Below are 14,397 nucleotides of genomic sequence, written 5' to 3'. Positions count from 1 at the left end.
TCACACATCCCGGCTGAACTCCACCTCATACTCATTTTTGTATTCGTCCAGCACATGACAGGCCTGGACATTGTACACAGCAGCCGCCGGCCCGGCCTGGACTGTCACCAGATCTCCCTCCCGCAGCCGGATGGGCTTGGCGGTCACCAGCACCAGGCCACGGCGGGACTTGGCAAAGGTGTCCTCCTGTTCGTACTTCACATATTTTTCTGTCAGCACGCCCGGAAAGGTCACCGGGTCCGTCTCCACCTTCTGGGGTCTGTTCCCCTCTCCCATCTTGGTGGTGTATCCCTGTGCAGTGCAGGTCACTGGTTCCACCAGGGCCGCTGCCACGTCCAGGTGGTTGCGGTTCCGGTGGGTGATGGAGGTGAGAAACAGGTGCTGTCCCCGCCAGCGCAGGGCATTGTGGAGGGTGAGGGGCTGGGTGCGCAGCACAATGGCGGCGTCCCTGGCCCCCACGCCCACCTTGGAAAACAGGTTGGTCTTGTCGGTCTGTTCCACCTGGGCCCATGCCCGGCGGACGGCCACCCACTCCCACACCCCGGTGGAAGTCTCCCGCAGCTCCAGCACCTCCAGGTGCTGGTCCAGCTTGCCCGCTCCGATGTATGACATGGGTCAGGCCCCCTCTCTCGGCTCGGTCAGCTTGAGCTGGGTAATGAGCCGCCGGAAGGCGGGATTGTCAGCCACGATAGTGCCGGTAATGGTGGCATCCCGCAAGTCGAAGTCCCGCAGCACCATGAAGTTGACCGCCAGATCGTACTGAGCGGCCCTGGGGGTACCGGGGGCAGGCTGGGAGATCCCAGCGCCCTCCAGGTAGCCCACCGCTGCGTCGTACAGGGTCTCCAGGGTGAGCAATTCTTCGGCGGTGGGCTCCTCAATGCGGCAATAGGCCAGCAGTCCGGCCCGCCGCTCATCGGTCAGCACAGTCATTTTGCCACGGTCCAGCCATTGGCGGCGGGCAGGTGCAGGCTGCGTGCTGCTACCGACACACCGCACAGGACGGCGGCGTCACCGTTGTGCTGGAACTTTAGGCCAATGTACCGAGGATTGGTGGGGTCCACCTTGTAGCTCACCACTGCCATCTGAGGCGCAGTACCAACAGCATCGGTCAGCACCACGGCATCACCGATCTCTGTGGGGCTTCCGCCGTTCTCCTGGTCGGAACCCATCAGCGTGACAGTCAGGGTCTTGCCCTTACCCAGAGCGGCAGTGGACACCAGAAAAGCAATCTCACCGGCACCGGAGGTGTCCACAAAGGAGGTGGTCTTGTCGGTAGAGGCATCCACGGACTGGGGAGCGAAAACGTTGGCGCAGATCAGCTCTTCAAAAATACGCTTCATAGTGACTCCTCCTCACTTTCGGTCCGCCAGCGCCACAAAGGGGCTGCGGAGCTTGGTGCTGTTCTTGATCTTCAGGGCATTGTTCACCTTGGGGGAGCCGTTGCAGCGGTACACCATGCGGAAGCAGTTCTGATCGGTCAGGAACTCCACATGGATGGACCAGTCCTGCTTGGCGGCGCCCTTGGTCAGCAGGATGTACTGGAAGGGATCCACCAGCATGATGTCGCCCTTGGTACCCAGGGCGGAGCAGCTGTCCTCAAACAGGACAGGCTTGTTCAGCACCCGCTGGGTATCAAAGCCGCCCAGGCCGCCCTCGGGGTTCCACAGGAACTTGGACTCGTCGCCGCTCTTGATGGCCAGCAGAGGCAGCTGCTCCTCCACGTCGGGGTGCATCAGCCATACCAGGCGGTTGCGGTTCTTGGGCATGGCGCTGGCCTGCATCTTTACGGCGTTGTTGCCCACAAAGGTGCCGTTGGGCTGAGACTGCTCCTTGGCCACGGTGATGAGGGCCTTGGAGTTGATGATGCCCAGAGGCTTGCCCACGCCGTCACCGGCAATCACCGCATCGGTCAGCAGCCGGTCAGCCGCCAGGGAGAAGCCGGTAGAGGCAAAGCCGGTCATAAAGGCCGCGTCCTGCAGCATTTCATCGGTGCAGTAGAGGAAGCCCATCATCTTCTCCAGATCCATCTTGAGTTCCTTGAACTGGGGCTTACTGGCATTCACTGCGGCAGCCTCGGCCGCCCAGTACATCTGCACGCCGCCGAATACCGACTTGCTCACGTCGGTCTCATCGGCACTGATCCACCGCATGGAGTTGGCCGCGCTGGAGCAGGTGTAACGGTCCAGGCGGTTGAGCAGGGGGCTCATCTGCACGGCGCTCTCCAGGATGGCACCGGCGAAGTCGGTCTGGATGGCAAAGCCGCCGTCCGCGCCGATGCCCTCGTTGGCGCCCAGCACCGCGTTGTTCACCTGCTGCAGCCGCTTATCCTCCACATGGTTCTTCCGGAAATTGTAGATGGCGGCCAGCTGCTCGCCGATGGAAGCAAAGGGCTTGTCCTCGCCTCCCTTACCCTCCTTGGGGACCTTGCCTTTGTCGTGCAGGATACCGTCATAGACGGGAACGGCATTCTCCTGGCTCTGCTTGGCCAGGCTCTCCAGGCTCTTGATCTGGTTGTTGATGCCCTCCATTTGCTCGGTGATCTTGTCCACCTCGTCATAGTTGCCATCATCAGCGAAGGCCTGGGCCTTGGCCAGCAGCTGGCTCTTCTGGGCCCGCAGGTCAGTGATCTTCTCCATAAAATCCATAGTCTTGGCTCCTCTCATTTAAAAATTTGCAAGCGCTCTCAGCCTTGCCAGAGCGCATTTTGCCTTTTCCTTTGCCTCGGTATCACGCCGCACCTCGTCCATGTGGTCCTGATATCGCTGCCTCATGGCGGCCGTCAGCCGGATTCGCCCGCCCACCGCCGCCACGAAGGCCGCCGGGTCCTCCTCCACGCCGGGCAGGCCCACGATCTCATCAATCAGTCCGTAGTCCAGCGCCTGGCTGGGACTGATCCAGATGTTTTTCTCCATCAGCGCGATCAGCTCCTCCCGGCTCTTGGCGCTGCTGTGGGCGGTATAGACCTCCAGCACGCAGTCCCGGGCATTGCGCAGCGCCTCCGCAGATCGGCGCATATCGTGGTAATCACCCTCTGCAACAGCGCTGGGATTGTGATAGCAAAGCAGGGCCCCAGGCTCACTCTGGATGACCTGGCACCCGGTAGCCGCCAGGGTGGCTGCACTGGCCCCATAGCCCTGGAACAGAGCCGTGGTCTTGCCCTGATACCGCCGCAGCATGGAGCGGATCTCAGTGCCCACCGTCATGTCCCCGCCGGGGGAGTTGATGAGCAGTGTCACCTCATCCCCGCCGGCCGCATCCAGGGCAGCCTGGATGTCCATGGGGGCCGTGATATCCCGAAAGCCCCACCAGCGCAGCACGTCGGCGGAATCGTTGTCCCACAGCTCTCCCCTGAGTGAGATGTCAACCATCTGTTACTGCCTCTCCTTTCAGCACGGACTCCAAGGAGCCCAGATTTTTTGTCACCAGGAACTGCTGACCCAGACCGCCGGGGATGGGGTTCATCTCCTCCTTTGCCCGGGCCTCGTCCGGGTTCATCATGGAGTTCTGAATCATCTCCCGGTAGAAGTTGGATCTGGTAGTTGGGTCCGCCCGCAGCAGCACCTCCACCACGCCGTGGATATACACGCCCTCCAGCCTCTGAGCCGGGGTGGGCAGCTTCCAGGTATCCTCGTCCTCCCACTGCACCACATAGGGCAGCAGCACGTCCGTCACATAGTTCAGCCGCTGCTGGGAGTTGCTGTTGTAGCTCTCCTTGCCGGTCTGAAGCATATGCTTTGGAACACCGGTAAATCGGGCCACCTCCTCCACAGCAAACTCCCGGCTCTCAATGAACTGGCTGTCCTTCTGGTTGAGACCCATGGGAGTGAACTTCATCCCATGGTCCAACACCGCCACCGCAAAGGCGTCGTCTGTGGCATAAGACTTGAACTGATCCTTGACCTTGTTTCTGGTGTCCGGGCTGGCGTCCGTTTCGATCTCCACAATGCCGCTCAGTCGGGCCCCGTTCTGATAAAACTTTTTACTGTACCGCTGGGCCATGGCGTCCACCGCAATGGCCTCCCGGGCCAGCTGCAAAAATCCACGGCCGTGGATACCGTCGTAGGTCTCAAAAAACAGGAAGGACAGCTCATAGTTGGAGAATCGCTTCACCACGCCGTCCACGTTGTACTCGTACCAATACTGGCCGCTGTTCGGGTCCTTGAGGATGGAACAGCACTCGGTGGGCAGCGGCAGGCGCTGGATCACCTGGCCAGCGCTGTCCCTCCGGTTCCACACGGCGCCGAAGCCGTGCCAGAATGCGTTGGACATGACCACCTTTCGCAGCATGAACGGCGACATATGATCGTTGGGTCGGACCTTGAGCATCCTGCGCAGATATTCATCTTCATACGGGATCCTGGCGTCTCTATCTTTGCGATATGCCCCGAAGGGAATCAGGCCGAAGGAGTTGGTCAGGATCCGGTGGGCAGCCGCCACCGGGGACAGGCGCTCCGCATTTCCCTGGCTTCCCTCCATCAGCTCCCCGCTCAAAAAGATCCGCTTAAACCACGTCTGGACTTCATCCCAGCTGAGGACCTGTTCCTCCATACCGGCCTTGGTACCCTGCATGGCCTGGCCTAAAATCACGATTTACCGCCTCCTCTCGACCTGGCGATGATAAAGGCATAGGCCGCCAGACATACCCCAGCTGCAGCGAACCCGGCCGGCTTACCATACTGCTCATAGGCCGCCGCCGTCAGGCACACGCCCGCTGCGATCAGAAGCAGGTCATCAAGGTACAGCCCAAGATACCCGACCGCCGCCCGGATCACCTGCGCCAGCACAGGCCAAAAGTTCTTTTTCTCGTCCATTACAAACTCCAATCATCTGACATAATGTGGGCATTGATATCAGTACCGATGGGCATTCTGAGCAGGGCCACTGCCATAACGATGATCCAGGCCACTGTCATGTCGATGCGACCGATACTCCGGTTCTTCATGGGCTTCAGGTTCTCATTGCCGTCCACATGGCAGCGGACATTACCAAAGCACCACCGGGCGGCGGTATTATGCTCATGAAGCAGTTCATGGGCACGCATCAGCCGTTCCAGCTCCTTCATGGCCGGAGACAGTTCCTTGATGGTCTGTGGGATCTCCACCACGTTGATGCCCCTGTCCATCAGCCGCTGGGTCAGGGTGCGGCTCAGATAAGGGTCTACCCCCAGAGTGTCCAGGTTGAATACGCTGGCGCACCAGGCCACCGTCTGCTCAATCATGGAGAAGTCCACCATATCCCCGGGGCACAGGGTGATAAACTCCGCTCTGGCCCAGTCCCGATAGGGTACATGGTCCCGCTGCTCGGCCTCCACCACCCCGTCCTCCGGCCGCCAGGCCCAGAACAGGGTCACCCAGATATCCAGTCCCTCCTGAGGCGGAAATAGCAGGGTAAGCGCCGTCAGGTCGGTGGTGGTGGACAGATCAAGGCCACCGTAGCACTTCTTGCCCATGAGACAGTCCCGGACGGCCTGCCGCCGATCCGTGACCTTAAGGCCCTGCCATTCCTCCCGGTTCCACTGGGTCTTGTCGTACAGTCCCAGGGGCAGCCAGCCCACTGTATGGGTGGCGATCCACTGATTGAGCCGCAGCCACCGGAAGAGCCGTTCCGCCGCCTCGCTCTGTTTAGCGGCCCTGGCCTCCCGTCGGAAGTCCCGCAGCTTCAGGTTGTGCCCCAGGCCTGGGTTGCAGGCGTGCCACACCGCCTCGTCGTAGATGTCCAAGGCGGCGATCCTGTCCGGATCGTCGCCGGTAAGGACAGAAACGCCATACATAATGGGGCACCAGGCCGGGTCGTCGGTGTCCAGCTCCCGCTCGGGTTCCCCCCGCCGCCAGGCCAGGATACGCCGGCACTTCTCATGGATCTCCCAGCCGATGCTTTTCCGGTCCGGGTCGTCGCCAGCGGTAGTAAGGACAATGACCGCCTGCTGCCGCCGGGCGGCGTCCGAGCCTGCAGTGAGCACGTCCCACAGCCGGCGGTTGGGCTGGGTGTGGAGCTCGTCAAAGATGATGGCGCTGAAGGAGTAGCCGTGCTTGGACACGGCGTCGGCGGAATACACCTTGAGCACACCGCCATACCTGGTGTGGATCTCCCGCTTGGAATCCACCGCCCAGGCGATGGGGTCGTGCTCAGGCTGGCCCAGGCAGGTATGCTCCACCATGTATTTGGCAGCCTCGTACACCTGGGCGGCGTTTTCCTTGTCGGAGGAGAAAATGCCAACCTTGGGCCGCTTCTCCCCGTCCCACAGCAGGTGGTACAGCCCCAGACCGGCGGAAAACTCTGTCTTGCCGTTCTTCTTGGGCAGCTCGTCATAGAGGAAACGCCGGTACCGGCTCCAGCTGCCGTCCTCGTCCTGCTCCTGGACTCCGTAGAAGCTGCGGATGGCGTCCAGCTCCCAGTCCAACAGCCGGAAAGGCTCTCCCGCCCATTCGTTGGAGCCAAAGCACAGCAGGGAGAAGAAGTCCAGCACGTCCTGCACCGCCTGCTCGCTGTACCGCAGCACGGCGCCGTCGTCCGGGGCGCACACCGTCACCGGTCCCAGTTGGAGCAGCTCAGGCACGGCGCATCCGCTCCTCCATCATCTGCTCAAAGGGGTTTTTCTCCTTGGGCTTGGCCCCCTCCGGCAACACCAGACGGCAGCGGCTGGTAATGGTCATGCCCATATCGTTGGCGCAGGCCCTGGCCTGCTTGAAGCAGGTGTCCTGGATCTTGGTCCACTTCTCCGCTAGAGCAGAGTCCTCGGCCGTCAGCGCCTCCCCCGCCATCTTGCAGGCCTGGGCATACTGGGCCTGAGCCACCACATAGCGGCCCAGAGTGTCCCGGTCCAGCTGAGCCGCCCCCATATCGGCGGCCAGCAGCTCCTTAGCCAGGGCCCGAAACTCCTTCCGGCAGTCCTGGGGCAGCCACTTGGGTACCCGCATGGTCTTGGGCTTGGGCAGATCCACTTCCTGGTCCGCCCGCCGGGCTTTTTCGCTTTTGCTCAGGTGCTTCCGGCCGTTCCCCTCCAGCACAGCCAGGCGTTGTCTCGGTCCAGGCATACAGTCCCCCCTTTCTTCCATTCATGTGGCGGGGCCAGCCCACTCCGCCACCCGGGTTCTGGCCGTCTCAAAATAGCCCCGATCCAGTTCAAAGCCCACAAAGCGCCGGCCGGCATTCAGGCAGGCCATGGCCGTGGAACCACTTCCCATACAGTTGTCCAGCACTAAATCTCCTGGGTCGGTGTAGGTCCGTACCAGATACTCCAGCAGCGCGACCGGTTTCTGGGTAGGGTGAAAGCGATGTTCCTTCCGGTTGGGAAAGCGGAGTACAGAGCGCGGATAGTTGGTAAAACGCTGCACACTTTCCTTGCCCATGTGGCGATAGACGCTGCCCTTGCGTTCGCCACGCCGCACCACCGGGCGTTCCAACGGGATCAGCCCCTGTGGGTGATATTTGGGCAAACGCTGAAAAAAGACCAACATTAACTCGTGGGAGCGCATAGGCATCCGGTTTGCATTTGCATAGCCCACGGGGGAGTTCTTTTCCCATACCAGGTCATACCGGAAGAGCTTCCGGGCGCTGTTGATGAGATCGGTGGCAAAAGGCTGGGCCGCAAAGAGCACCAGCGCCCCCCGTGGTTTCAGCACCCGTCGGTAATGTTCCCATAGGGGCTGAAACGGGATCACTGTATCCCACGCACAGTTGGTGGTACCGTAGGGCAGGTCACACAGGACCAGATCCACACTTCCGGTTTCCACACGGCTCATACCTACCAAGCAGTCACAGTTATGCAGTCGAATCTGACGGTTGCGATTGATGTTACTTCCTCCTCTCCAGACCCAGCTAGGTGGCCCTATTTCTCCGTGGGGAGAAAATCCCACACGAAGGGGGCCGCACGGTCTTACACACTTGGTCCTGAAACTTTTCCAGGCCGGGGAGAGGGGCTGGCAAGCCACAGGCTTGCCGTGGGCGCACAGGCACACAACGCACCCACACACACGCGCCCAAGCCTTCCCCCGGTATGGTCCTTAACGCCTTGTCTTTCCCCTCCGTTTTTCCGCCTGTTCCAGCGCCGTTTTACGATCATGGCAGCGCTTACACAGGCTCTGGAGATTGGACCTGTCGATGAACCTGGCCCAGTCCCCACAGTGGGGCTCCACGTGATCCACCACCGTGGCCCGGGTGCGGATGCCCCGCTTAGCACACTCCCGGCACCAGGGCTCCCGCAGGAGCTGGCCGGGCCGCAGATCGTCGGTCCAGACGGACAGACTGTACCAGCTGTGCCACTCCGCCGACGCCTTTCTGGCCGCCGGCCTGGGCTTATGCCTGTCACAGTACCCCTCCCGGGTGAGGGCGGAACACCCAGGGTGCCTGCATGGTCGGAGGGGCTTCATGGCCACGGGCTATCACCTCCGGGCAACAAAAAAAGCCGGCACCGACGCTCCCCCACACGGGAAGTCATCGGCACCGGCTTACAACGAAGCACTGGCCACGGTCGATATTCACGATGTACTCTGCCTTGCAGCTCCTGCACCAGAGAATCAGCCCACGGGCTTCGGTTTCGGGGTCCGCTTTCTGGTTGGTCGTCTGCTTGCAGTTGGGACAGACATACCGTCCGTTCCTTACGGATAGTTTACCACACTCACGCTCTGTTTTCAACTTTTCCACTCACTTTCTACAGTCCTTCTCACTTGTTGCACCCTGTTTCCAGAACGAATAAAGACGCGAGGGCTATTCTTTTTTCCGTTTGGACGGTGGCCTGGTTCCTCTTTTCTCCTTTCCTGATTTGGGTTTGATATATTTTATGGTGGCGAACTCGCCGAACTGATTACGAATGGGCGGCGGCGCACTGAGTATGATGGCCCCCGGCGGCGCCGCCAGGGTCAGTGTATCCCTGACCATCTCGCTCTCTGCCACCGGCTTCTTCAAATTCTTCGAGCCGACCCAGCACTTTTTCCCCGGTTCCGGCCGCCCCACCTCCCTGGGCTCTTTGGTCAGATACTTGGCCAGGGCCTCGTACCCCTGCCAATCGTCCAACTGCTCCAGTTTTATGTTGCCATACGGCCAGAGAGAGCGGAGCACCTCCAGATCCGCCGACCCGGTTCCGTTGATGACAAGATGGTGATGCAGCCGACCCCCTTCGGCGCTGAGCTGCTCGGTTACGTACACATACCGCAGCTCCTGGGCCCTGGCTTTCCGGTGGGCCCTCAGCCAGGTCAAAAATCTGCGGACCAGCTTGACGGCCTCCGGCCTGGAGGACGGAAGGTGAGCATCGTCATAAGTCAGCTCCACCACCAGATCCCGACGTCTGAAATTGGACGCCAGCAGCAGCTCCAGCCTCTGCCAAGCCCTGCGGTTATTCGTCGCCATCTGGGCGGCACTGGAGATCTCCCGCAGAGCGGCCCTCTCCTCCGGAGTGCTGCGGGGTGTCGGCGTGGAGTAGAGGACCGCGACCACCAGCCGCCCGGCGGTGACAGTTTTGAGTCGCTTAGCCATCCTGCGCCTCCAGATCCAGCAGCGCTCTGGCCCCGTCATAGAGCTGGCTCATGCCGTGGATCGTCAGCACATCGATCCCGGTATGGAGCTCAATGGAGTTGATCCTGGCCCGTGCGGTGCCGTCCTTGATCCCCAGCGCTTTTGCTGCGCCGGAGATGCAGAGGTCGGCATCATGGAGCGCCACGATCAGCCGGAGCTGGTCCATGGTCAGGATCCTGTCATTCCGCACACTGGACCGTCCCATCACTCACACCTCCCGAAGCGGCTGAGATAGTGGGCCTGCCACAGAAAATCCGGCTGACGGAGGGAAATCATCTTCTCCCGCACCAGCTTGTCCATCACCCGGCCGATGCTGGGCTGCCCGTCCATCTGGGCCAGCTTCTCCAGGTTGGCGGCAGTCTGGGCCGTGACCAACACAGAGATTCGTCGCAAATTTTTGTTTTTCATCCAATCCCTCCGTTTGAAATGAAGTATACGGTTCGTGGGCAAGCTATCACTGGAGGTGATTCGTATGGAATCCACTTACAGCGATCGATACGCCAACCTGATGGAGGACCCGGCCATGGAGGCCTATTTCGTCCAGCTGCCCGGCTATATCCAGGCCCAGATCCGCGCCCGCAAGCAGCAGCCTGCCACCCTGGAAGACCTGAAACGCATGGCCGAAGAGGTCAAGCAGCTGTTTTAACACAAAGAATAGGGTATACCAGAGATCCTATGCCGATCTGGAAGAGCTGCAGCATTCTGCGTCAAAGTACCGCCCCGTTGTGGGCGGTACTTTGCTGTTCCGGCCCTCTGCCGGGCGCCCCGCCGTAGCAGGGCCCCGGCCAGAGAGAAAAGAGAGGTCCGGGTGAGGCGCGCTCCCACCCGGCAGAGGGCCGGGACTGACAGATCTATTCCACTTGCTGCGTCCGTACCAGCCACCACAGGATGCTGTCCCCATGAGGGCATACACCGTCTGCAAAATCGCACTCGTGCAGGTTGCAGTGTTTGCCATATTCATCTGTTGCCTCCACGGTTGGGCAACAGTCACAGCAGGACGCCTTGAATGCCCGCTCCCAAGGCTCGTCCCGGCCATAGCAGATGCCATCCAGGAAAGCGGCCAGCTCCTGGTCGCTCATGGCTCTGATCCGGTCGGCGTTGGTAGTAATAAGCCTTCCGCTTGCAGGGCACATAGTACACGGCTTCCCATCGCAAGCAGATGGTGGATTGTGCCTGCAAAAACTGCACACGTCTAAGCTATCCAAGCGTAACCCCCGCTTCCCGTCTCATTTCTGCCAGCATGCCCAGCTGGTCCTCCAGATAATGGACCTCCATACCGGTTACCTTGGATGCCTTCTGCCGGAGCTTTTCAAAGGCATACTCCTCGTCCACCTCGGTGCGCATCCGCTCCAGCTCGTCGGTGTTCTCCTGGAGAGCAGCGAAAAACTTCTGCATTCCCTTCGGTCCGTATCCATAGGCATCCGCGATGGAGCACACCATCAGCCACATGGCCCGCTGGGTGTGGGCATCGGCCTCGGCCTGCACCGTGGCGTCCCGGGCAGCCTTTTCGATCCCGGCCCGGATGGCTGCCTGCCGTGCCAGCACCTGGGCGTAGTTCATACCCTGGGGCTTGCCCGGGCCAGAGTGTCTTCGGTTTTTACTCATGCAGCACCCACCTCCTGCTTTTTCTTTTCTGTCCTCTTGGGCAGCTTAGGCGTTCCGTCCTTATTCCGCTTGCTTCCGGCACTGAGCCAGCGCAGCCAGGTGTCCAGGAACGCCTTGTGGACCTCCCGGGGCTTGAGGCTCCCCGGCAGGGTATCGTTGTGGTAGCCGTGGACCTGCCGGATCTGGTTTCCGTCCATCTCGATAGTCACATAGGGGGTACCGGGGGCGCTTGACCTGCGCAGGAACAGAATGGTGGTGACCCCTCTCATGTGCCGGTCGGCATAGCCGCCCACACAGTGGCACAGCATCTTGCCCTCCCGTTTGATGGCCGCCGCCGTAGCGGGGAACACGATCTTCCATCCGTCCAGCTCAAACTCGTACTTCAGCCGGCGGGCCCGGCGGTTTTGGGCCTGGCTCACCTCCTGCCGCTGGGCCAGCTGCTCCATGGTCAAATCGTGGGCGGTAAACAACTCCGGCGGCCACAGCACCCGGCTGTGCTCCAGACAATAGCCCAGCTGGTAAGCGCCATTCAGATAGTCCCGGTAGATCTCAAACAGGTCCGCATAGCAGACCGTCTCGATGTGGTCCCGGTCAAATTCCCCGCCCAGATACCGGAGAAAACGGTCCGGGTCCAGCCGGTACCGGTTCAGAAACCGGAGTACCTCCATGGGGTCCTGCCGGCATCCCCACAGATTGCAGAAGTCCATGCAGAAGGGTAGGCTCCACGCCTCACCCCAGTGCCGCCCCACATAGTTGCGCACCGCCAGGGTCTGCAGGGGTGGCTGCATCCCCATCAGTAGGGACAGCTCCCGCTTGTTCAGCCTGAAGGACTTGCGGGGGTCCGGCTCCTCCCAGCACATGGCCGCGGCGTTTTTCTTGCGGCTGTATATGAGATCGTCCAGGGGCTCCCAGTATCCCACCTTGGCCAGCATCTCCACCTGCCTGGGATAGATGGTGTAAGCGGTCAGATAGGAGATGAAATCGTGGAAGCGTGCAGCATACCCTCGGGACCCCATTGGCCGGTACTGCCAAAGGTCAAAATAGCCGCAGTACCGGAACAGCGGGTGCTCTTGCAGGATCTCCCGGTTGAGAATGGAATAGGGCTCATAGTGGTACCAGTAGATGGGTCCATCCTTGAACGGTTCGCTGACCTGCTTTTTCCGCCCCAGCTTGTCCCTCTCGTAGGTTATGTAAGGATGTTTGTCATCCCACTGGTGATCCACCTGCATCACCTCTCCCCGAACAAACCGGTAGCCGCTGGAGCACCAGGCAATGGGGTGAGCGGTGAGGTCCGTCTCATCAGCGTAGTCCTTCCGCAGCGCCAGGGCGTCGGCATAGAGGGCCTCTCCCTGCACATGGAGCAGCACCGTCAGCTCCACCCGACGCAGAGACTTCCGCTTTCCGGCCTTAGCCAGGTTGATGACGGTCACAGTCCGGCCGCACCAGGGGCAGGTCCAGAGTTCTTTATGTTTCAGGTGGTCCAGCAGGTCACGGTGCTCCGGTGTCTCCGTGCGGGTCAGATAAGGCCGGTACTCCTCGTGCCCACAGCAGGAGGCATACAGCTTCACTCCCCCCAGACCCATCAGGTCCCCGTTTTTTCTGAAAAACAAGTAGTGTGGGAACAGATCGTTCATCCGGGTGAGATCTTCCCCGGTAACGGTTGGCCAGCCGTTCAGGAGCTCCCGCTCCCGGTCTGTATATCCTGACATCCTGCCCGCCCCCTCAGAAGAAGTCGGACAGATCCAGCAGGATGCCCCGGTCCGGCTCAGTTTCCGCCGGTTCCAGCTGGATGGCCATAGAGAAGTTGACCTTTGCCCCGTCGAAGTAGAAGGACGCCGCCCGACGGTAGGCTTCCAGATCGGAAATGGAGCCGCCAACCCCCTTGGCCACCGCGGTCATACAGTCCTTGAAAGAGCCGCCCTGGGCCACTGCCTGGGCAAATTCCTCATTCTGGCGACAGAACTCCAGCAGGGCGTCCCGCACGGCGCTTTTCATGGCGGACTCCTTGTGTCCGGTGACGGACTTGTACTCCTCCTTCAGACGGGTTTCCGCCTGCTCATACCAGGTATTCATTCCGCGCACCTCCCAATGGCCTCGGCCAGGGCTCGCAGAGCCTTTTCCATGCCTTGGGCGGCGGTCTGATCCTCCCTGCCACGGGCCTTCAGCAGCAGGCCGTGGAGCTTGTTGGCCAGCTCCTGCCCCTGGTTGAAGAGCACCTCGAACTGGGCCAGCTCCTTGTCCCCTGCTATGGTAGCTTGCTTGTCCGACTTGTCCCGCTCCTCCAGAGACCGCTTCAGAACCTCCACAGAGGCCTCAGCCTGCTTCTGTTTGTCCCTGGCCTTGGCCGCTGCCTCCTTGGCCTTATCCAGCTTGGCCTGCATCTCGGCAATGGCGTCGGCCCGGGCCTTGTCAATGGCAGCCTGATCAACCACGGTCTCCACTGCCACGTCCACCGGTTTGGCCTTCAGGTCAGCAAGTTCAGCCTCCAGGCGGGCCACATTCTCCATGGCCTGCTCCCGGTCCTCACGGACCCCAGCCAGACGGGCATTGAGCAGCCGCATATCCTCCGCCATCTTATCCCGGGCCTGCTCGGCCGTGCGCTGGTCTGCTGCGGCCTGTTCGGCAGCGGCTTTGGCCTCGTCCCGCTCTTTGATGGCCTGCTCCAGCTGGCGGGTAGTCATGTCAATCACATTATGGTCCGCTACAAATTTCTCCCGTTCATCCGGAGGTAATGCCAACAGCTTCAGCGCCTTGGTAGCCCCCAAATCCGCAATCGCTTGCGGATTTGAGAACTCCCTTGCCAATCGCATAAAATTCTGTGCTGTTTTCTCGGAATATCCCACTTTCTCAGCCAACCACGGAAGCCACTCCCCGTGGGACAACATATCTTTAGCTTCGATGAGGCACTTTCCAATGGTGAGAACAGCCTCCCCGCCTTTCCGCTGTGCCTCCAAAATATCGCCGGTGATGACCTCGATGGTCCTGTCCTCCGCCGTCGGGGGCATAGTCTGGGCGATGAGCCGCCCCAGGTCAGGCTTGCCCATACTGGATCCCCTCCTTTGCCGCCAGTTCCGCCACCCAGGCCCGGTAATCCCGGGCCGCCGAGCAGAAGGGGCTCCAGGCCTGGACCGCCATCCGGGCCCAGCTGGACTCGGGCACCTTATCGGTGCGCCGGATCACCGTGTCGAAGATGGGGACTGGGCATTCCTCCCGAATGGTGGTCATAGCATCCTCCACCACCGGAGCCCTGTGCCACTGGTTAAAGAGCACCCCGGATATTCG

General features: G+C 61.0%; 20 protein-coding genes and 1 pseudogene. 1 reads left to right on the top strand and 20 read right to left on the bottom strand.

Going from position 1 to position 14,397, the window contains the following annotated elements; translation table 11 throughout:
- The 14 genes from B5G42_RS10915 to B5G42_RS10850 form a co-directional block, all read right to left on the bottom strand.
- Positions 1-612, bottom strand: a complete 612-nt coding sequence (locus B5G42_RS10915) for a hypothetical protein (protein WP_087270227.1) — start codon at positions 610-612, stop codon at positions 1-3.
- A 3-nt stretch (positions 613-615) separates the two neighbouring features.
- Positions 616-930 (bottom strand): head-tail connector protein, encoded by a 315-nt coding sequence (locus B5G42_RS10910; RefSeq protein WP_087270224.1) that lies wholly within the window; start codon positions 928-930, stop codon positions 616-618.
- Positions 927-1,340, bottom strand: a complete 414-nt coding sequence (locus B5G42_RS10905; protein ID WP_087270221.1) for a hypothetical protein — start codon at positions 1,338-1,340, stop codon at positions 927-929. The genes B5G42_RS10910 and B5G42_RS10905 overlap by 4 nt, the downstream gene beginning before the upstream one ends.
- 12 nt (positions 1,341-1,352) lie before the next feature.
- Positions 1,353-2,645: a phage major capsid protein gene (locus tag B5G42_RS10900; RefSeq protein ID WP_087270218.1), complete on the bottom strand. Its 1,293-nt coding sequence runs from the start codon at positions 2,643-2,645 to the stop codon at positions 1,353-1,355.
- An 18-nt stretch (positions 2,646-2,663) separates the two neighbouring features.
- On the bottom strand, positions 2,664-3,368 hold the full coding sequence (locus tag B5G42_RS10895; RefSeq protein ID WP_087270215.1) for a Clp protease ClpP: 705 nt from the start codon (positions 3,366-3,368) through the stop codon (positions 2,664-2,666).
- Positions 3,361-4,587 carry a phage portal protein gene (locus tag B5G42_RS10890; protein ID WP_087270211.1) on the bottom strand — a complete coding sequence of 409 codons (1,227 nt, stop codon included), beginning with the start codon at positions 4,585-4,587 and terminating at the stop codon, positions 3,361-3,363. The genes B5G42_RS10895 and B5G42_RS10890 overlap by 8 nt, the downstream gene beginning before the upstream one ends.
- Positions 4,584-4,811: a hypothetical protein gene (locus tag B5G42_RS10885; protein ID WP_087270208.1), complete on the bottom strand. Its 228-nt coding sequence runs from the start codon at positions 4,809-4,811 to the stop codon at positions 4,584-4,586. Before B5G42_RS10885 ends, B5G42_RS10890 begins: the two co-directional genes overlap by 4 nt.
- Positions 4,811-6,556 (bottom strand): terminase large subunit, encoded by a 1,746-nt coding sequence (locus B5G42_RS10880; protein WP_087270205.1) that lies wholly within the window; start codon positions 6,554-6,556, stop codon positions 4,811-4,813. The genes B5G42_RS10885 and B5G42_RS10880 overlap by 1 nt, the downstream gene beginning before the upstream one ends.
- Positions 6,549-7,034 (bottom strand): phage terminase small subunit P27 family, encoded by a 486-nt coding sequence (locus B5G42_RS10875; RefSeq protein WP_162611089.1) that lies wholly within the window; start codon positions 7,032-7,034, stop codon positions 6,549-6,551. The genes B5G42_RS10880 and B5G42_RS10875 overlap by 8 nt, the downstream gene beginning before the upstream one ends.
- A 21-nt stretch (positions 7,035-7,055) precedes the next feature.
- Entirely contained in the window at positions 7,056-7,742 is a 687-nt protein-coding gene (locus B5G42_RS10870) for a DNA-methyltransferase (RefSeq protein WP_087270200.1), read from the bottom strand.
- A gap of 261 nt (positions 7,743-8,003) precedes the next feature.
- Positions 8,004-8,369 carry an HNH endonuclease gene (locus B5G42_RS10865; RefSeq protein WP_087270385.1) on the bottom strand — a complete coding sequence of 122 codons (366 nt, stop codon included), beginning with the start codon at positions 8,367-8,369 and terminating at the stop codon, positions 8,004-8,006.
- Positions 8,370-8,706: 337 nt separating this feature from the next.
- Entirely contained in the window at positions 8,707-9,471 is a 765-nt protein-coding gene (locus B5G42_RS10860; RefSeq protein ID WP_087270198.1) for a rolling circle replication-associated protein, read from the bottom strand.
- A complete protein-coding gene (locus tag B5G42_RS10855) occupies positions 9,464-9,715 on the bottom strand; it encodes a hypothetical protein (protein WP_087270195.1) in 252 nt (83 codons plus the stop codon). The genes B5G42_RS10860 and B5G42_RS10855 overlap by 8 nt, the downstream gene beginning before the upstream one ends.
- A complete protein-coding gene (locus B5G42_RS10850) occupies positions 9,715-9,918 on the bottom strand; it encodes a hypothetical protein (RefSeq protein WP_087270192.1) in 204 nt (67 codons plus the stop codon). Before B5G42_RS10850 ends, B5G42_RS10855 begins: the two co-directional genes overlap by 1 nt.
- 64 nt (positions 9,919-9,982) lie before the next feature.
- On the opposite strand from B5G42_RS10850, the gene B5G42_RS18165 reads away from it, so the two are divergent.
- The gene (locus B5G42_RS18165) at positions 9,983-10,156 is read left to right on the top strand and encodes a hypothetical protein (RefSeq protein WP_162611087.1); all 174 of its coding nucleotides are present in this window, start codon (positions 9,983-9,985) and stop codon (positions 10,154-10,156) included.
- A gap of 205 nt (positions 10,157-10,361) precedes the next feature.
- Here B5G42_RS18165 and B5G42_RS10845 read toward each other — a convergent pair whose 3' ends face one another.
- The 6 genes and pseudogenes from B5G42_RS10845 to B5G42_RS10820 all read right to left on the bottom strand — a co-directional run.
- Positions 10,362-10,643 (bottom strand): hypothetical protein, encoded by a 282-nt coding sequence (locus tag B5G42_RS10845; RefSeq protein ID WP_087270190.1) that lies wholly within the window; start codon positions 10,641-10,643, stop codon positions 10,362-10,364.
- A 64-nt stretch (positions 10,644-10,707) separates the two neighbouring features.
- Positions 10,708-11,115, bottom strand: a complete 408-nt coding sequence (locus B5G42_RS10840) for a hypothetical protein (RefSeq protein WP_087270188.1) — start codon at positions 11,113-11,115, stop codon at positions 10,708-10,710.
- Positions 11,112-12,824, bottom strand: a complete 1,713-nt coding sequence (locus tag B5G42_RS10835) for a PcfJ domain-containing protein (RefSeq protein WP_087270185.1) — start codon at positions 12,822-12,824, stop codon at positions 11,112-11,114. The genes B5G42_RS10840 and B5G42_RS10835 overlap by 4 nt, the downstream gene beginning before the upstream one ends.
- A 13-nt stretch (positions 12,825-12,837) precedes the next feature.
- Positions 12,838-13,188, bottom strand: a complete 351-nt coding sequence (locus B5G42_RS10830) for a hypothetical protein (protein WP_242961202.1) — start codon at positions 13,186-13,188, stop codon at positions 12,838-12,840.
- Entirely contained in the window at positions 13,185-14,159 is a 975-nt protein-coding gene (locus tag B5G42_RS10825) for a DUF3102 domain-containing protein (protein ID WP_087270182.1), read from the bottom strand. The genes B5G42_RS10830 and B5G42_RS10825 overlap by 4 nt, the downstream gene beginning before the upstream one ends.
- A pseudogene (locus B5G42_RS10820) lies at positions 14,146-14,397 on the bottom strand (hypothetical protein); the annotation flags it as partial. The gene B5G42_RS10825 and the pseudogene B5G42_RS10820, both read right to left, overlap by 14 nt.

This window comes from Flavonifractor sp. An91 (assembly GCF_002159225.1).
Taxonomy (GTDB): Bacteria; Bacillota; Clostridia; order Oscillospirales; family Oscillospiraceae; genus Flavonifractor; species Flavonifractor avicola.
This window is presented reverse-complemented; position numbering and strand designations above follow the sequence as displayed.